The sequence below is a fragment of the Plantactinospora sonchi genome (assembly GCF_036422035.1).
In the GTDB taxonomy this organism is placed as follows: Bacteria; Actinomycetota; Actinomycetes; order Mycobacteriales; family Micromonosporaceae; genus Plantactinospora; species Plantactinospora sonchi.
Genome location: NZ_JAZGQK010000006.1, coordinates 482,597 through 497,486 on the forward strand (window position 1 = coordinate 482,597; position 14,890 = coordinate 497,486).

General features: G+C 71.6%; 15 protein-coding genes. 8 read left to right on the top strand and 7 right to left on the bottom strand.

Annotated elements, in window-relative coordinates; genetic code table 11:
• Positions 1–105 precede the first annotated feature (105 nt).
• Complete coding sequence (locus tag V1633_RS08610; protein WP_407951993.1) at positions 106–543, bottom strand: MarR family winged helix-turn-helix transcriptional regulator; 438 nt, start codon at positions 541–543, stop codon at positions 106–108.
• 150 nt (positions 544–693) lie between these two features.
• On the opposite strand from V1633_RS08610, the gene V1633_RS08615 reads away from it, so the two are divergent.
• Both V1633_RS08615 and V1633_RS08620 read left to right on the top strand, forming a co-directional pair.
• Positions 694–1,275: a YceI family protein gene (locus V1633_RS08615; protein ID WP_331213651.1), complete on the top strand. Its 582-nt coding sequence runs from the start codon at positions 694–696 to the stop codon at positions 1,273–1,275.
• A gap of 280 nt (positions 1,276–1,555) precedes the next feature.
• A complete protein-coding gene (locus V1633_RS08620) occupies positions 1,556–3,037 on the top strand; it encodes a glutamate-cysteine ligase family protein (RefSeq protein ID WP_331213652.1) in 1,482 nt (493 codons plus the stop codon).
• 5 nt (positions 3,038–3,042) lie between these two features.
• On the opposite strand, the gene V1633_RS08625 is transcribed toward V1633_RS08620, so the two are convergent.
• Positions 3,043–4,434: a hypothetical protein gene (locus V1633_RS08625; RefSeq protein ID WP_331213653.1), complete on the bottom strand. Its 1,392-nt coding sequence runs from the start codon at positions 4,432–4,434 to the stop codon at positions 3,043–3,045.
• Positions 4,435–4,616: 182 nt separating this feature from the next.
• Here V1633_RS08625 and V1633_RS08630 point away from each other — a divergent pair, with 182 nt between their 5' ends.
• Together V1633_RS08630 and V1633_RS08635 are read left to right on the top strand one after the other, a co-directional pair.
• Positions 4,617–5,288, top strand: a complete 672-nt coding sequence (locus V1633_RS08630; RefSeq protein ID WP_331213654.1) for a PASTA domain-containing protein — start codon at positions 4,617–4,619, stop codon at positions 5,286–5,288.
• Positions 5,289–5,524: 236 nt separating this feature from the next.
• Positions 5,525–6,400 (top strand): PASTA domain-containing protein, encoded by an 876-nt coding sequence (locus V1633_RS08635; protein WP_331213655.1) that lies wholly within the window; start codon positions 5,525–5,527, stop codon positions 6,398–6,400.
• A gap of 125 nt (positions 6,401–6,525) precedes the next feature.
• Here V1633_RS08635 and V1633_RS08640 read toward each other — a convergent pair whose 3' ends face one another.
• On the bottom strand, positions 6,526–7,083 hold the full coding sequence (locus V1633_RS08640; protein ID WP_331213656.1) for a hypothetical protein: 558 nt from the start codon (positions 7,081–7,083) through the stop codon (positions 6,526–6,528).
• 124 nt (positions 7,084–7,207) lie between these two features.
• Positions 7,208–7,510 (bottom strand): hypothetical protein, encoded by a 303-nt coding sequence (locus V1633_RS08645; protein ID WP_331213657.1) that lies wholly within the window; start codon positions 7,508–7,510, stop codon positions 7,208–7,210.
• Between the two features lie 594 nt (positions 7,511–8,104).
• Between V1633_RS08645 and V1633_RS08650 the strand changes: the two genes are divergently transcribed.
• The 3 genes from V1633_RS08650 (at position 8,105) to V1633_RS08660 (ending at position 9,866) form a co-directional block, all read left to right on the top strand.
• A complete protein-coding gene (locus tag V1633_RS08650) occupies positions 8,105–8,986 on the top strand; it encodes a helix-turn-helix domain-containing protein (RefSeq protein ID WP_331213658.1) in 882 nt (293 codons plus the stop codon).
• Positions 8,956–9,177: a DUF397 domain-containing protein gene (locus V1633_RS08655; protein ID WP_331213822.1), complete on the top strand. Its 222-nt coding sequence runs from the start codon at positions 8,956–8,958 to the stop codon at positions 9,175–9,177. The genes V1633_RS08650 and V1633_RS08655 overlap by 31 nt, the downstream gene beginning before the upstream one ends.
• Before the next feature lie 248 nt (positions 9,178–9,425).
• Positions 9,426–9,866: a hypothetical protein gene (locus V1633_RS08660; protein ID WP_331213659.1), complete on the top strand. Its 441-nt coding sequence runs from the start codon at positions 9,426–9,428 to the stop codon at positions 9,864–9,866.
• On the opposite strand, the gene V1633_RS08665 is transcribed toward V1633_RS08660, so the two are convergent.
• The gene (locus tag V1633_RS08665; RefSeq protein WP_331213660.1) at positions 9,837–10,433 is read right to left on the bottom strand and encodes a hypothetical protein; all 597 of its coding nucleotides are present in this window, start codon (positions 10,431–10,433) and stop codon (positions 9,837–9,839) included. The genes V1633_RS08660 and V1633_RS08665 overlap by 30 nt on opposite strands.
• Positions 10,434–10,678: 245 nt before the next feature.
• Here V1633_RS08665 and V1633_RS08670 point away from each other — a divergent pair, with 245 nt between their 5' ends.
• The gene (locus V1633_RS08670; protein WP_331213661.1) at positions 10,679–12,556 is read left to right on the top strand and encodes a S8 family peptidase; all 1,878 of its coding nucleotides are present in this window, start codon (positions 10,679–10,681) and stop codon (positions 12,554–12,556) included.
• Between the two features lie 75 nt (positions 12,557–12,631).
• On the opposite strand, the gene V1633_RS08675 is transcribed toward V1633_RS08670, so the two are convergent.
• Positions 12,632–13,453, bottom strand: a complete 822-nt coding sequence (locus V1633_RS08675; protein ID WP_331213662.1) for a 3-ketoacyl-ACP reductase — start codon at positions 13,451–13,453, stop codon at positions 12,632–12,634.
• Complete coding sequence (locus V1633_RS08680; protein WP_331213663.1) at positions 13,450–14,871, bottom strand: hypothetical protein; 1,422 nt, start codon at positions 14,869–14,871, stop codon at positions 13,450–13,452. The genes V1633_RS08675 and V1633_RS08680 overlap by 4 nt, the downstream gene beginning before the upstream one ends.
• Between the last annotated feature and the right edge of the window lie 19 nt (positions 14,872–14,890).

Here is a 14,890-nt window from a genome sequence, read left to right on the forward strand (position 1 = left end):
GGCCGTGTCCGGAACTGCGGCTGAGTTCTGCCGGTCTTTCTGCCGGTTTTGGCCGCCCCTACCGGTATCCGTCCGACCAGCGGCGGGAGCGCTCCCGGCACCGGTTCAGCAGTCGGCGCTGGGCCGGGTGCTGCCGGCGGTGGCGCCCGGGTGCACCGCGTCGCGGACGGTCCGGAGCCCGTCAAGCAGGTACCGCAACGCGGTGGGGTCGAGTTGCCCGACGAGCCAGTCCTGGATCAGCTGGATGTGCCCGGGCAGGGTCTCCCTGAGCCGGGCCAGACCGGCCTCGGTCACCACCGCGTACGCGCTGCGCCGGTCGGAGGGGCAGGCGCGGCGGGCGAGTAGACCGTCCCGTTCCATCCGGTCGACCACCCTGGTCACGCCGCTGGTCGAGAGCGAGGTCTGGGTGGAGAGGTCGGTCATCCTGAGTTGGTGCTCGGGCGATCGGGACAGCCGCATCAGCACCTCGAACTCCACGGTCGAGAGACCGTGCTCATCGAACTGGGCGGCGAACTTGGCGGCGAGCCCGGCGTGCGCCTCCATGAACAGGCCTATGGCGGTGAGGCGGGGGTCGTGGAGGTTGTCGGTCACGGTGACATACTAGCAGTACTTGACACGGGGAATATTGTTGCGTCTATAGTTGCTACGTCAGACATCTATCCCGCACCCCTATTTTCCTGGGAAGGCACCACCATGACCAGCAGCACGGAGTCCACCACCCGCAACTGGGAGAACCTGACCATCCCCACTGCCGGCACGTACTCGCTCGACCAGGCGCACAAGCGCGTCGGCTTCGTGGCTCGGCACATGATGGTGAGCAAGGTGCGCGGCGAGTTCCGCACCGCGGAGGCGACCATCACGGTGGCGGAGAACCCGCTGGAGTCCTCGGTGACCGCGACCATCCAGGCCGCCAGCATCGACACCAACCAGACCGACCGCGACAACCACCTGCGCAGTGCCGAATTCCTGGAGTCGGACACGTACCCGACCCTCGAGTTCCGTAGCACCGGGGTGAAGTCGCACCACGGCAACGAGTTCGTGCTCACCGGCGACCTCACCATCAAGGGCGTGACCCGCCAGGTCGAGCTGGAGGTCGAGTTCGAGGGTGTCGGACGCAGCCCGTTCGGCCAGGACATCTTCGGCTTCCACGCGAGCACCGAGATCGACCGCGAGGAGTTCGGCCTGACCTGGAACGTCGCGCTGGAGACCGGCGGTGTGCTGGTCGGCAGGAAGGTCAAGATCGAGATCGAGGGTGAGGCCGTCCGCCAGGCCTGACCCGTACGCCGGCCGGTTGGTTCGGGCCGGACCGACAGCCGAACCGAGACGCCCCGGTGACCTGTTTACTGGTGACCGGGGCGCCTCGCTGGGTAATGCGCCCGGTGGAAGGGGTGTCACGATCGTGTGCGATTGTTGGACCCAGCGCCGCTGACCGCTCACTCAGCGCCAGTGGCCGCAGTGGTCGCGCACGCTCAGCGCTCCTACGGTGATAGATCGGACACGCCCCCGGCGTCAGCGACCGGACGGCGTCGACAGCGCCTAGCGGCGGGGAGGGCTCATGGGCCAGGACGTGTCGCAGGTCCTCTTTTCCCGGGAGGACCGGATCCGTTACCGGCAGAAGGTCCGCCGGTGCCTCGACGTCTTCGCTCTCATGCTCGACGACCTCGGCTTCGACGCCGACCGGCCGACCACCGGCCTGGAGATCGAACTGAACCTGGTCGACGCCGACGCCGAGCCGGCGATGCGCAACGCCGAGGTGTTGGAGAACCTGGCCGACCCCACCTTCCAGACCGAACTCGGCCAGTTCAACCTCGAACTCAACGCCGCCCCCCGGCTGATCGAGGGGGCCGGCTTCGCCGACTACGAACAGGATCTCCGGGAGAGCCTGGGTCGGGCCGAGGAACTCGCGGTCAAGTCCGACGCGACGATCATCCTGATCGGCATCCTGCCCACCCTCACCCCCCGGCACCTGGTGCTCGACAACCTCTCCACGAACGAGCGCTACCGGGTGCTCAACGACTCGATCGTGGCGGCCCGGGGCGAGGACATCGAGCTCGACATCCGCGGCGTGGAGCGGCTGCAGACCCACACCGACTCGATCGCCTCCGAGGCCGCCTGCACCAGCGTGCAGTTCCACCTGCAGGTCTCGCCGGACAACTTCGCCAACTACTGGAACGCCTCACAGGCCATCGCCGGGGTCCAGGTCGCGCTCGGCGCCAACTCGCCGTTCCTGCACGGTCGGCAACTCTGGGCCGAGACCCGGGTCGCCCTCTTCGAGCAGGCCACCGACACCCGGCCGGACGAGCTCAAGGCCCAGGGCGTACGACCCCGCGTCTGGTTCGGCGAGCGCTGGATCAGTTCGATCTTCGACCTCTTCGAGGAGAACGTCCGCTACTTCCCGCCGCTGCTGCCGATCTGTGACGACGAGGACCCGGTCGAGGTGCTGCACGCCGGCGGGGTGCCCAAACTGGCCGAGCTGCGGCTGCACAACGGCACCGTCTACCGCTGGAACCGCCCGGTCTACGACATCATGAACGGCCGGCCCCACCTGCGGGTGGAGAACCGGGTGCTGCCCGCCGGGCCGACCGTGGTCGACATGCTCGCCAACGCCGCGTTCTACTTCGGTCTGGTCTGCGACCTGGCCGAGGGCGACCGGCCGATCTGGAGCCAGCTCACGTTCAGCGCCGCCGAGGAGAACTTCCACGCGGCGGCCCGCCGGGGCATCGACGCCGTCATCACCTGGCCCCGGCTCGGCGAGGTACGGGTGACCGACCTGGTGCGGGACGTACTGCTGCCGCGGGCGGCCGCCGGACTGGACCGGTTCGGCGTCGGCGCCGCGCACCGGGACCGGCTGCTCGGCATCATCGAGGAACGCTGCCGTACCGGACGTAACGGCTCGGTGTGGCAGGTCGAGGCGGTACGGGCGGCCGAACTCGGCCGGGGGATGGACCGCTCCCAGGCCCTGCACCACATGCTGCGGCGCTACGGCGAACTGCAGCGGACGAACGAACCGGTGCACACCTGGCCGGTGGAGGGCTGACGACGTCAGCGGGAGCGACGGCCGAACCGGCCCAGCCGGCCCTTCGGCTTCGGGTCGCCGGCTGACTCACCGGCGGCCGTCGGGGCGTCCTGACCGGGCGCCTCGTCCCCACCGACCCTGGTCGCGCCGTTTCCTCCGGCCGGCCCGCCTCCTGTCGCCGACCCACCGGCTCCGGCCGGGCTGTCTCCCCCGGCGGGCCCACCCGCTCCGGTCGGCTCGGCGGTTCCGTCCCGGGTCGGACCAGCCGTCCGGTCGCCCGGCGGCACGGCCGAGGCGTCGTCGGCCGGGATGACCGGGACGTGCCGGGACGGCGTGGCCGCCGACCCGTCGGTCGGCCTGCCGCCGATGCCGTCCCGCCGTTCCGCTGTCGGTTGGCTCGGCACCCGTACGCCCGGTGCCGGTGGTTCGGATTCCTCCGGTGTCCCGGTCACCGGCCCGGGGAGTGCGGCCGGCGTTCGCGGTCGGCCGGTGTGTGTCCCGGCGAGCGCCTCGGCGCGCTGGGCGAGCGCGGCGACCAGTGCGGAACCGGCCACCCCGGCGGCCACCGCGTACGGGGCGATCAGATGGGCCGACACCTGTTCGGCGCGGATCTCCGCCAGCCGGGGAGCCACCACGAAGTAGCCGGCGGCCACCAGTGCCGGACCCGCCATCCCCGAGATGGTCGCCCCCACCCGGGTGGCTGGCCGTCGGGCCGCCGACCGGGCGGCGAGCGCCCCGATCAACAGCGCCGAGCCGAGCGCCAGGGTGGCGGCGGGCCAGTGGAGATGGTCACGGAACCAGAAGCGTTCGCCGTCCGTGGTCAGCTGCCAGACGCCGAGCTGCGCGGCGAGCGGTCCGCCGTCGGACAGTACGTCGTCCACCACCGCGACCACGGCGAGCACCCAGAGCCAGACGGTCGTGCCGAGTATGTTGCCGGCCACCGCCGGCGAGGAGATCGCCCAGAACGCCACCAGCAGCCCGATCAGAACACCGACCACCGCGTACCCGGCGGCCACGGTCTGCGGGGAGAGGTCGTCGGCCCGGGTCGCGGTCCGGGCGGGTACGGAGACCAGCACCACGGTGACCAGTCCGCCGATCGCGGCGGCGACCGCCAGCGCGGCCCGCCACAGGCCGGTGGCCGGGGCCGCGGAGGCCGGGGTCGGGTCGACGGCACCGTAGGGCGCGTCGGCGGGTCGACCGAGCCGTACCGCGCAGATCGCGCCGACGACGGTGGAGGTGGCGGCGATCCAGACGGCCCAGGTGAGGCTCGCCAGCCAGGTGGCCTCGCCGACCGCGTCGGTCGACGGCAGCCAGGCGACGATGCCGAGTCCGTACCCGAGGCCCAGTTGGGCGGCACCGGCTCCAGCCGCGACGCCGACCGCTGTCGCGAGTGATCCTCCCCAGCCCCGTACGGCCATGCGGGGCAGCGTAGCGTTCACCCGCCGCCGGAGCGAGTGTGAGGCGGACGGTCGGTCGATTCGCGAACCGTCCGGAGCGGGCCGCCGGCCCCGGCTTGCGGCACACTTCCACGGTTGGCTGTGGATGGTCGGCGTGTTCCCGACGCTGGATGGTGGGCAGAGAACAGATGACGGATCAGGACGTGACGGGACGACCGGGGACGGACTCCGGAGCGGGACATTCCAGCCGGGCGGGGCTGGTCGCCGGCGGGGCCGTCGGCCTGGTGCTCTGCGCGGTGGTCGGCGCCCTCGGTGGTTACCTGCTGGCCGACGGCGACGCGGTCGGACCCGGTCAGGGCGCCGGACCGGTCGCGACGAGCGGGGCGGCGACCCCGACGAAGACCTCCCGGGCCGCCACCCCCGCCCGGACACCGACCAGCCGCCCGCCGACGACGCCTCCGCCGATCGGTGGCATGCAGCTACCCGACCTGCGCGGGCAGGACTTCCGGGAGGCCCGGCTGGACCTGCGCAGCCGTGGCCTCGGGGTGGAGGTCGTGTTCGGCGGTGCGGGCACCGACTCGAGCATCCACCGCACCGTGCCGCAGGGCGGCAGCACCGTGAAACGGGGCATCACCGTCAAGCTCTACGTGGTGGGTGGGCCGCCGCCGGTGGTCGTACCCGAGGTTGTCGGACAGTCCTGCCGGCAGGCCGCCCGACAGTTGGTGGACGAGGGCCTGTATCCCCGGTACCCGAGCGGGGAGAGCGGCCAGGTGCGGGAGCAGGACCCGCCGGCGGGCAGCACGCTGAGCTGGAACGACCAGGTACGGCTGCACTGCGGCACCGCCGGTACCCCGACCGGCGTCCCCACCTCCTGACGCCACTCGGCAAAACCCGCCGGAAAGGGCCCGCGACGTCCTCGCGTCCGCCGTGCAGGTGGTCCGGCCGTGGATCCGTCGCGTCGGTGGTCCGCCGACAGTGGAGTCCCGGTCCTCGTGGCGGAGGAGTGCGAGGGGAACACGCCGGGCCCTCCGCGCGGCGGGCGGGATGTGCGCGCTCCGGATAGGTTGGAGGGGCGGTTGGCCCGCTCGCACCGGCGCCGAGAGGACGTGCCATGGCCGACGACCCGCATAAGTTCCGGGGGCCTCCGGAGCCGGACGACGACGGGCCGGACGCGGCGGGTGGCGCTACCAAGGAGACCCAGCCGGTCCCGCCCGGTGCGGCGGAAACTCAGGTGGTCCCGCCCGGCCCGGCGCAGACCCAGCCGGTCCCGCCCGGTGCGGCGGAAACTCAGGTGGTCCCGCCCGGCCCGGCGGAGACCCAGGTGATTCGGCCGGGCTCGGCACAGACCCGGGCGACGACCCGACCCGGTCCGGCGGAGGAGACCCGGGCCGCCCCGACCCGGGAGCCGGCCTGGGCCGGCCGGGCCGAGGTGCCGGTCCGGAGGGCGTACGACCCCGGCGCGCCGACACCGACAGACTGGTCCTACTCGGAAGAGCAGGACGGCCGCCGCTGGTGGTTGCCCATCCTGGTGGGCGTGATCGGGCTGGTCCTGCTGGCGGTCCTGCTCGTGGCCGGCTGGGTGATCGTCGACTCGGTACGGCGTGGCACGCCCGGCCCACCGACGGCCACCCCGTCCGCCGCCACCTCGGGGGCGACCTCCGCACCGACTTCCGCGCCCCCGACGACCGCCGCCCCGACCACACCGAGCGCCACCCCGGCCACCGCCGTTTCCGTTCCGCCGCTGGTGGGGTTGCCGGAGTCGGCGGCGATCGCGCTGCTGGAACAGTTGGGCCTGACGCCCGAACTCCGGTTCGAACCCTCCGACGAGCCGGCGGGGACCGTGCTGGCGACGGAACCGGAAGAGGGTGCCGAGGTGACGCCGGGCGACGTGGTGGTGCTCGTGATCGCCGAGCCGGAACCGCCGACCCCGCCCGCGACCACGGGTGCCGTGCCCACCGCGCCGACCGGCCCCACCCCGAACGGCTGAGCCCGGCCCGCCGGAGTTGGCCTCGTCGGGGCGGGCGGAGCAGCTCCGGGACCTCGGCCCGACGGCCGTGGCCGGGGTTGCCCCGGTGCGGCGGACGGCCCGCCGGACGGATCGGCGAGGGTTGGTTACCAGAGCCGTCGTCGGCTGCCGACGAGCACCAGGCCGATGGCGGAGACGGTCAGTCCGAGCAGGCCCGACCAGACCAGCGAACGCCGGTAGCCGGCGGGAAGCGCGTCGGACCCCGGTGGTGGGGCGGCCTGTTCCCCGCCCGGCCGGACCGGGCCGGTGGCCCGCCGGGCCGACCTGTCGGACTTCCGGGCCCCCGCTGGTGCCGCTGACTCCGCAGGCTCCCGGCCGGCCGCCTCGGCATCCGGCGGCGTGTCGGCGGGCGGTGGCCGCTCGGCGGTGGCCGGTGCCTCGGCGTACCAGGTCGACCCGGTGGCCGGTGGGGCGCCGGCGTGCGACCCCGCACCGGCACCCTGCGGCGGGTCGACCGGTTGTCGCGGGTCGACCGGTCGCGGGGGGTCGGTCGCAGAGGAGCGGGCGGTGGTGGACGAGGAGGACGAGCGGAAGACGGCCGACCCGGTCAGGCAACCCGGCACGCCGACGGTGATCAGGAGCAGGAGTACGCCGACCCGTAGCCGCTGGTTCGTCGGGAACGGGGCGGGGCGAGCTGTGGCCATGGGCGGCTCCCAGGATCGGGGGCCCGTGATCACGTACGGGGTGTGGGGCCGTACCGATGGGGTGCGTCCAGTCTAGGTCGGGCGTCGGGGCCGCCGGTGGAGGTTTCCCCGACTCCGACCTCGATCAGCCGACCCGGACCCGCTGGGTCACCGCCGTGGAGTTGGTCCGCATCGGTCGCTGCGCCGGCAGGTGGTTACGGCGTACCGGGTTGGTGTGGAGCGCGCGTAGCCCGTTGAGCTGCACGAATATCGAGCGTCGCTCCACCGCGTCGCCGCTGGGGTTGAGTTCGTAGCCGTCGAGCCAGACCCAGCCGTGGTAGGTCGGCCAGTCGTGTACCCGGATCACCCGGAAGTAGATGGGTTCGGCGAACTGCACGCTCGCCGCGCTCGTCACGTGGAGCACGTCACCGGAGCGGGGAAGAAGCACATCAGCTCCTGTCCGACTGGCCGGTGTGGAGACCGGCGAGAGAGGCGGGCGGGGGTCTGGTGGTGGTCGGTGACGCGGTGGGCCTGTCAGTTCTGGGGTACCGGCCGAGGTGACGTGTGGCTTGAGCCGGTCACGTCACCCCGGCCGACACCTGTCGACTCCGGGACGCGCCAGCCGCCGTAGCGGCCCTGGCATACAGCGGCGGGGGCTCTTACCCCGGAGCGGGGCTTCTCGCCGTACCGCTGGTACGACCGTCGCCGCGGTCAGGCGAGAATGGGGGAGCATTCGGTCGCCTGACCAGACGGGAACGCTGCGTAGCCCGAGCCATACGCACAGGGTGCATCAAGAACATGATCAATGCAAGTTGCAGTTTGCCCTTTGCGGCAGGACGGCGACAGTGATCCGTTCGTCGCTTGCTGCCCCTTGCGTCGAAGCGGCAGACTGGACCCCGGTTTTGGCCCGCTGCCGCCGATCGGGGCGCTGTCCTGCACGAAGTTCCCCGCGAATGGCCCGATCCCCCGTGGCCGTCAACGCGGCGGGCAATCAGATCTCGTAATGATCGCCAGCCCTTTTTGATCAACCGGAGGTGAACCGGTGACCGAGCGCCGGAGCCCGACCATTCGCCGCCGCCGCCTCGGGGCCGAACTCCGTCAACGCCGGGAGAAGGCCGGGGTGACCATCGAGGGTGTCGCCGACATCCTCGAATGCTCCGCCTCGAAGGTCTCCCGGATCGAGACCGGCCACACCACCGCGACGGTTCGCGACGTCCGGGACATGCTCGGCATCTACGGCGTCACCGGCGTCGAGTGCGAGGAGCTGATCCAGATCGCCCGCGAGGCCCGGCAGAAGGGGTGGTGGCATCCCTACAGCCCGGTGCTCGCCGGTGCGTACGTCGGGCTGGAGGCCGCCGCCGGCTCCGTCCGGGCGTACGAGCAGCAGACCGTGCCGGGGCTGCTGCAGACCGAGGAGTACGCGAAGGCGATGATCCGCTCCGCCCGTCCGGACTTCACTCCGGACGAAGTCGAGCAACGTGTCCGTGTCCGGTTGGGTCGTCAGTCGTTACTGAGCCAGGACGATCCGATCGAACTCTGGGTGGTGCTCGATGAGGCGGTGATCAGCCGACCGGTGGGCGGCGACGCGGTCATGCGGGCCCAGTTGGAGCGGCTGGTGGAAGCCGCTGACCTACCGAACGTCACGCTCCAGGTCCTGCCGTTCGACGCCGGCGCGCATGCCGGCATGGACGGCACTTTCGCCATCCTCGGCTTTCCTGAACCGGGCGATCCGGACGTGGTGTACGCCGAAAACGCCACGGGCGGGTTGTTTCTGGAGAAGCGGGATGAACTTCAGACATACATTTTCATCTTCGACCACATTCGAGCAGCGGCAATGCGCCCGGAGGAGTCCGTAGCTCTGATCGCGAAGATGGCAGAGGAGCCATTGTGGAAGTGGAGACAAAGGGGTACCGCGTCGACCTGAGCGGGGCAGCCTGGTTCAAGAGCTCGCGTAGCGGACCCAGCTGTGACAACTGCGTCGAGGTCGCCTTCGCGGGTGGCGCGATCGCGGTTCGTGACTCGAAGAACCCGACCGGGCCCGCCCTGATCTTCACGCCGGACGAGTGGGACGCCTTCCTTGGCGGTGCCAGGGACGGCGAGTTCGACCTGGCCTGACGGCCACGACGACCGGCGGCCAACACCAGCGCGGTCACCGGGCAGCGATCAGTTGCCGGGTGGCCGCGCTACCCGTCTCTCGACCACCGTCATCCCCCCTCACCTGCGACAATCCCTGGTCCCGCCGTCGCCAGGACCGGGTCGGGTCGTTGTACCAGTGGGTGCGGCGGGGGCCGGGCCAACCCGCCGGAGGGTCCGCGACCGCGACCCGCCGAGGGGTTCTCGACCGAGCGAGGCAGGCGAGACAGATGGCGATCGGGTCGGAAAATCTGGGCAACGGGTCGACGAAGCCGGACCGGTTCGTCGGCAAGTACCGTGGTGCGCGTCGGGACGGTGGCGCCACGGTCGAGGAGTCGTCGGTCGGTACCGACCTCGGCCCCGTCGAGGGTACGACCGCCGACCGGCCGCCCGAGCTGCCGCCGGAACTGGCACCGGGCGGTACGCCCGACCGTGGGCCGACCCTGCCGTCGCTGGACATGGGCGGGCTGACCGAGCCGGTCTTCCCGCCGGCGGGCTGGCCCGACCTGCCCCGGTCCGAGCCGCTGGTGGACCACCCGCTGCTCCGTGGCCTGCTGCTGGAACTGCCGCCGAAGGGGACGATCCCCGGCTCGGTCTGGCTCGACCGGTGGTTCGAGGCGGCCCGGGCGATCCTCGAACTGCTATACGTGCAGGATTCGCGTACCCGATGAGTGTGACCGGCGGGTGACGGCGCGCTCCACCAGGCTGCTGTGCCGCAGTGCCTGCCGGACGCCGATCGTGCCGACCGCGAGCACCACGGCGGTGAGCACCACACCGAGCATGCCCGGGCCGGTCAGCGGCACCAGGCCGGTGGCGTCGACCAGGACCGGCAGCATGACCAGCCCGGTGACCTGCACCGGCAGCACCACCATCGGATGGGCGGCCGCGGCCCGCAGCCTGGGCGGGGCCGGAGTCCTCGGCGCGGCGGCGAAGGTGCTCGCACGGATCCGGAGCCGACGGACCCGCCGTACCGTGAGCAGGGCGACGAAGCCGGCGGAACCGAGCGGCAGCGCGAGCCCGGCGGCGGCCCGGTCGGCCAGCGTCGGCCCGGACTCGACCAGGCCGGCCAGCAGCACGCCGCCGAGACCGGCGAGGCCGAGCGCGGCCAGCCCGAAGAGTACGCCGGCCCGTCGGCGCAGTGCCCGGGCGGTCCGCAGCCCCGGCAGCCCGTCGGCGACGAGACCGGCGGTCAGCCAGACGACGGCGATCGCGAGCAGGATGGCGAGATCGGTGTCCATGCCTCTCATGCTTGCCCGTTCCGCCGATCGGCGAATCCGGGACCGTCCCGGCCGCCACCCGGAGAAGACGGCTTCGGATTCCGCGACTTTCCCTCCTCCCCCGTAGGGGTCATCCCTTCGGAGATATAGAAGATTCGACATCTGCCGCTATCTGGCGCGGCCGCTTAACCTCAGCACGATCGGCTCGCTGATTCCCCCACCACGAGCGGGGTGGACGGTCCGTGCCGATCGGAGGGAGGAGGGAGATGAATCTCCCGCGTAGGTCCGTCGTCGTCGGAGCAACAACACTGGCCATGCTCGCCATGGTGGCCACCCCGGCCGTAGCGGCCGAACCGGAGGGCGTCATCCGTAGTGCGGGTGGGGCCACGGCCGTTCCGGACAGTTACATCGTGGTGTTCAAGGACAGTTCGGTCAGCCGGAGCAACGTGGGGACGGCGGCCCGCGGCCTGGCCGGTAGGCACGGTGGGGCGGTGGCGCGCACCTACTCCGCCGCGCTGCGCGGCTTCGAGGTCACCGCCTCGGCGAAGGCGGCGGCCCGGATCGCGGCCGAGGAGAGTGTGGCGTACGTCGAGCAGAACCACACCGTGCACACCATGGCCACCCAGCCGAACCCGCCCTCCTGGGGGCTGGACCGGATCGACCAGCGGAACCTGCCGCTGAACAGCTCGTACACCTATCCGACCACCGCCAGCAACGTGAACACGTACGTCATCGACACCGGGATCAACTTCAACCACAACGACTTCGGCGGTCGGGCGGTCAGCGGGTACGACGCGGTCGACGGCGGTTCGGCCGACGACTGCAACGGCCACGGCACGCACGTCGCCGGCACGGTCGCCGGTACGTCGTACGGGGTGGCGAAGGGTGCCAGGATCTACGGCGTACGGGTGCTGAACTGCTCCGGCAGCGGCACGAACGCCCAGGTCGTGGGTGGCATCGACTGGGTCACCGCGAACGCGGTACGCCCGGCGGTGGCGAACATGAGCCTCGGCGGTGGCGCCAACACCGCGATCGACAACGCGGTGAACAACTCGATCAACGCGGGCATCACCTACGTGGTCGCGGCCGGCAACGGCAACACCCTCGGTGTGCGGCAGAACGCCTGCAACTACTCGCCGGCCCGGGTACCGAACGCGATCACCGTCGGCGCGACCCAGAGCAACGACGCGGCGGCGAGCTTCTCCAACTTCGGTACCTGCGTCGACATCCTGGCGCCGGGGGTCAGCATCACCTCCGCCTGGTACACCGGCAACAGCGCGACCAACACGATCAGCGGTACGTCGATGGCGTCGCCGCACGTGGCCGGCGCCGCCGCACTGGTGCTCTCGGCGAACCCGAGCTGGAGCCCGCAACAGGTCCGGGACCACCTGGTGAACAACGCCACCCCGGACGTGGTGACCAACGTCGGCACCGGTACCCCGAACCGGCTGCTGTACGTGGTCAACGACGGCACCCCGCCGCCGACCAACGACTTCTCGGTCTCGGTCTCCCCGACCTCCGGGTCGGCCGCGCCGGGCGGATCGGTCACGGCGACGGTGTCGACGGCGACCACCGCCGGCTCGGCCCAGTCGGTGAGCCTGTCGGCGAGCGGTCTGCCGTCCGGCGCCACCGCCACGTTCAACCCGGCCACGGTCACCTCGGGCGGGTCGTCGACGCTGACCATCGCCACCTCGGCCGGCACCCCGGCCGGTACGTACCCGGTGACGGTCACCGGGGCCGGCGCGTCGGCGAGCCGGACCGCCACCTTCACCCTGACCGTGACCGGGACCGGCGGCGGCTGCTCGGGCAGCAACGGCACCGACGTGTCGATCCCGGACACCGGCGCCACGGTGGGCAGCAGCATCACCATCGCCGGCTGCAACCGGAACGCCTCGTCGTCGTCGCAGGTCGGGGTGAACATCGTGCACACCTACCGGGGTGACCTGGTCATCGACCTGGTCGCGCCGGACGGCACCGCGTACCGGCTGAAGAACAGCAGCCTCGGCGACGGTGCGGACAACATCAACACCACGTACACCGGCAACCTCTCCTCGGAGGCGGCGAACGGCACCTGGCGGTTGCAGGTCCGGGACGTCTACTCCGGTGACACCGGCTACATCAACTCCTGGAGCCTCACGCTCTGACGAGCGTGTAAGGAAGGGCCCCTTCTTATCGCTTCTTGTATAGGAAGGGGCCCTTCCTAACACCTCAGGCGGGGGTCAGAGCGTGCGGAGGTGGAAGCCGCCGTCCACGTCGATCACCTGGCCGGTGCTGAACGGCAGCAGGTCGGTGGCGACCGCCACCACGGCCCGTCCGACGTCGTCCGGCTGACCCCAGCGCCGGATCGGGGTCAGCCCCTGGTTGAGGATGAGGTCGTCGTACCGGGCCTTGACCGGGCCGGTCATGTCGGTCTCGATGATGCCGGGCCGGACCTCGTACACGTTGATCCCGTGCTCGGCCAGCCGGGCGGCGTAGAGCTGCGCGGTCATCGCCAGCCCGGCCTTCGCCACGCAGTAGTCGCCCCGGTTGACGCTGGCGGTGTAGGCGCTGATCGACGAGATGATGACGATCTTCGGCCGTTCGACCCGGCCGGCCTCCTGCTGCGCGATCATGGTCCGCGCGGCGAGCTGGATCAGGAAGTACGGTCCCTTGAGGTTGATCCCGATTAGCCGGTCGAACGACTCCTCGCCGGCCTCCAGCAGGTCGGCCCGGACGTTCGGGGCCACCCCGGCGTTGCTGACCAGCAGGTCGAGTCGACCGTAGGCGGCGGTCGCCTCGTCGATCAGGTGCCGCCGGTCGGCCTCGACGGAGACGTCGGCCCGGACCAGGTGGGCCCGGCCGCCGAGCGCCTCGACCTCCTTGCCGACCTCGGCCGCCGCCTCCGCGTTGCTGGCGTAGTTGACGACCACGTCGTACCCGGCGCGGGCCAGGGCCAGCACGATCCCGCGACCGATGCCGCGCGACCCGCCGGTGACGACGGCGGCCGGCCGCCCGGCCGGTCCGACGCCGGGGCCGCTCACGCTGGTCCCCGGGCCGGTCATGCCGGGGCTCCGGCGGCGCTGAGGGCGGGGGCCGGCTCGGTCGCGCCGAAGAAGGTCAGGTACGGCTCGTCCCGCGCCACCCGCTGCAGATAGAGCGCCAGCTCCCGGGCGTGGTAGTCGCCCCACATGCTGGACTCGCCGTTCGGTACCCGCTGCCCGGCCGGTACGTGGTCCCAGCCGTTCGGGCGGTGGTAGACCGAGTGCAGGATCAGTCCCTGGTGCCCGGGGTCGGTGCTCAGGTACGGCTCGTCGAAGAGGGTGGCCGCGACGGTCAGTCCGGCCTGCCAGTACCGTGCGCCGTCCTCGGTCCGGCCGGCCCCGGCCAGGTACCGGCCCAACCGGAGCAGCCCCTGCGCCCCGATCGCCGCCGCCGACGAGTCCACCGGCTCGTGACCGTTGTACGGGTCGGCCGGGCGGTCCAGGTAGTCGCCGAGCCGGGCCAGCCCCGGTGCGCCGGTGTCCCAGTACGGCACCCCGTCGACCGGGCTGTGTTCCAGGTAGAAGTCGCAGGTGGCGGTGGCGGCGCGGAGCAGCATCGCCTCGACCTCGGCCCGTCCGCCGTACGGGTCCAACTCGGCGTCCGGCAGGGTGGCGACGAACTCCAGCTGCTCCGGGAAGCCGAGCATGGCCCAGGTGAGGCCCCGGGTCCAGGTGCTGAACGGCGAGTAGCCCTGCTGGGTGCTCGGGCACCGGTAGCTGCCGTCGTTCACGTTGAAGATCGACTCGTGCGCGGTCCGCCCGGGTACGTCGTAGCTGTCCCGCCCGTCGCCGTAGAAGACGTTCCACCGGGCGGTGTTGCGGGCGTGCTCGACGAGTCGGCCGAGCAGCGAGATCCGCTCGTCCCGTTCGCCCATCAGCACGTGGCCGAGCTGGTGGGCCACGGCGAGCGCCCGGCAGGACCGGATGGTGTCGACGAAGAGCGACTGTGGACCGTTGAACGAGTAGATGTAGCCGGTCCCGTCCGAGGTGGTCCGCCAGCGGCTGGCCTGGACCGCCCCGCTCACCTTCAGCGCCAACTCGTAGAAGTCCCGCTCGGCGTGGTCGGTGGGGATCCGCCCTTCCCGCATCAGCCGCCACAGGTTGCCGTACGTGCTGACGTTGTTGAACCCGTGGTCGTGTACCCCGATGTGGCTGACGTGGCTGGCCATCACCGCCACGGTCCGCTCCCGGCCGAGGTCGAGGAAGCGCTGGTCACCGGTCGCGTCGTACTGCAGGAGCGCCGAACCGTACTGGAAGCCCTGGGTCCACTCGGTCCAGCCGCGCGCGGTGTACCGGCCCTCCACGGTGAACACCGGGGACGGTGAGCCGGGCGGGCCGCTCTGCTCGATCGAGTCGATCTTCTGTGCGGAGGCCTCCCACAGTCGGTCGATCCTGGGTAACAGCGCGGCGGGGGTCAGCTCCTGGTCGATCCTCATCATCGCAACAGCATAGGAAAGC

Bases quoted from the DNA above. Each gene is read 5' to 3' on its own strand.
- V1633_RS08665 (WP_331213660.1), bottom strand. From the start codon at position 10,433: ATGGACACCGATCTCGCCATCCTGCTCGCGATCGCCGTCGTCTGGCTG.
- V1633_RS08635 (WP_331213655.1), top strand. From the start codon at position 5,525: ATGGCCGACGACCCGCATAAGTTCCGGGGGCCTCCGGAGCCGGACGAC.
- V1633_RS08670 (WP_331213661.1), top strand. From the start codon at position 10,679: ATGAATCTCCCGCGTAGGTCCGTCGTCGTCGGAGCAACAACACTGGCC.
- V1633_RS08640 (WP_331213656.1), bottom strand. From the start codon at position 7,083: ATGGCCACAGCTCGCCCCGCCCCGTTCCCGACGAACCAGCGGCTACGG.
- V1633_RS08660 (WP_331213659.1), top strand. From the start codon at position 9,426: ATGGCGATCGGGTCGGAAAATCTGGGCAACGGGTCGACGAAGCCGGAC.
- V1633_RS08625 (WP_331213653.1), bottom strand. From the start codon at position 4,434: ATGGCCGTACGGGGCTGGGGAGGATCACTCGCGACAGCGGTCGGCGTC.
- V1633_RS08675 (WP_331213662.1), bottom strand. From the start codon at position 13,453: ATGACCGGCCCGGGGACCAGCGTGAGCGGCCCCGGCGTCGGACCGGCC.
- V1633_RS08610 (WP_407951993.1), bottom strand. From the start codon at position 543: ATGGAGGCGCACGCCGGGCTCGCCGCCAAGTTCGCCGCCCAGTTCGAT.
- V1633_RS08615 (WP_331213651.1), top strand. From the start codon at position 694: ATGACCAGCAGCACGGAGTCCACCACCCGCAACTGGGAGAACCTGACC.
- V1633_RS08680 (WP_331213663.1), bottom strand. From the start codon at position 14,871: ATGATGAGGATCGACCAGGAGCTGACCCCCGCCGCGCTGTTACCCAGG.
- V1633_RS08620 (WP_331213652.1), top strand. From the start codon at position 1,556: ATGGGCCAGGACGTGTCGCAGGTCCTCTTTTCCCGGGAGGACCGGATC.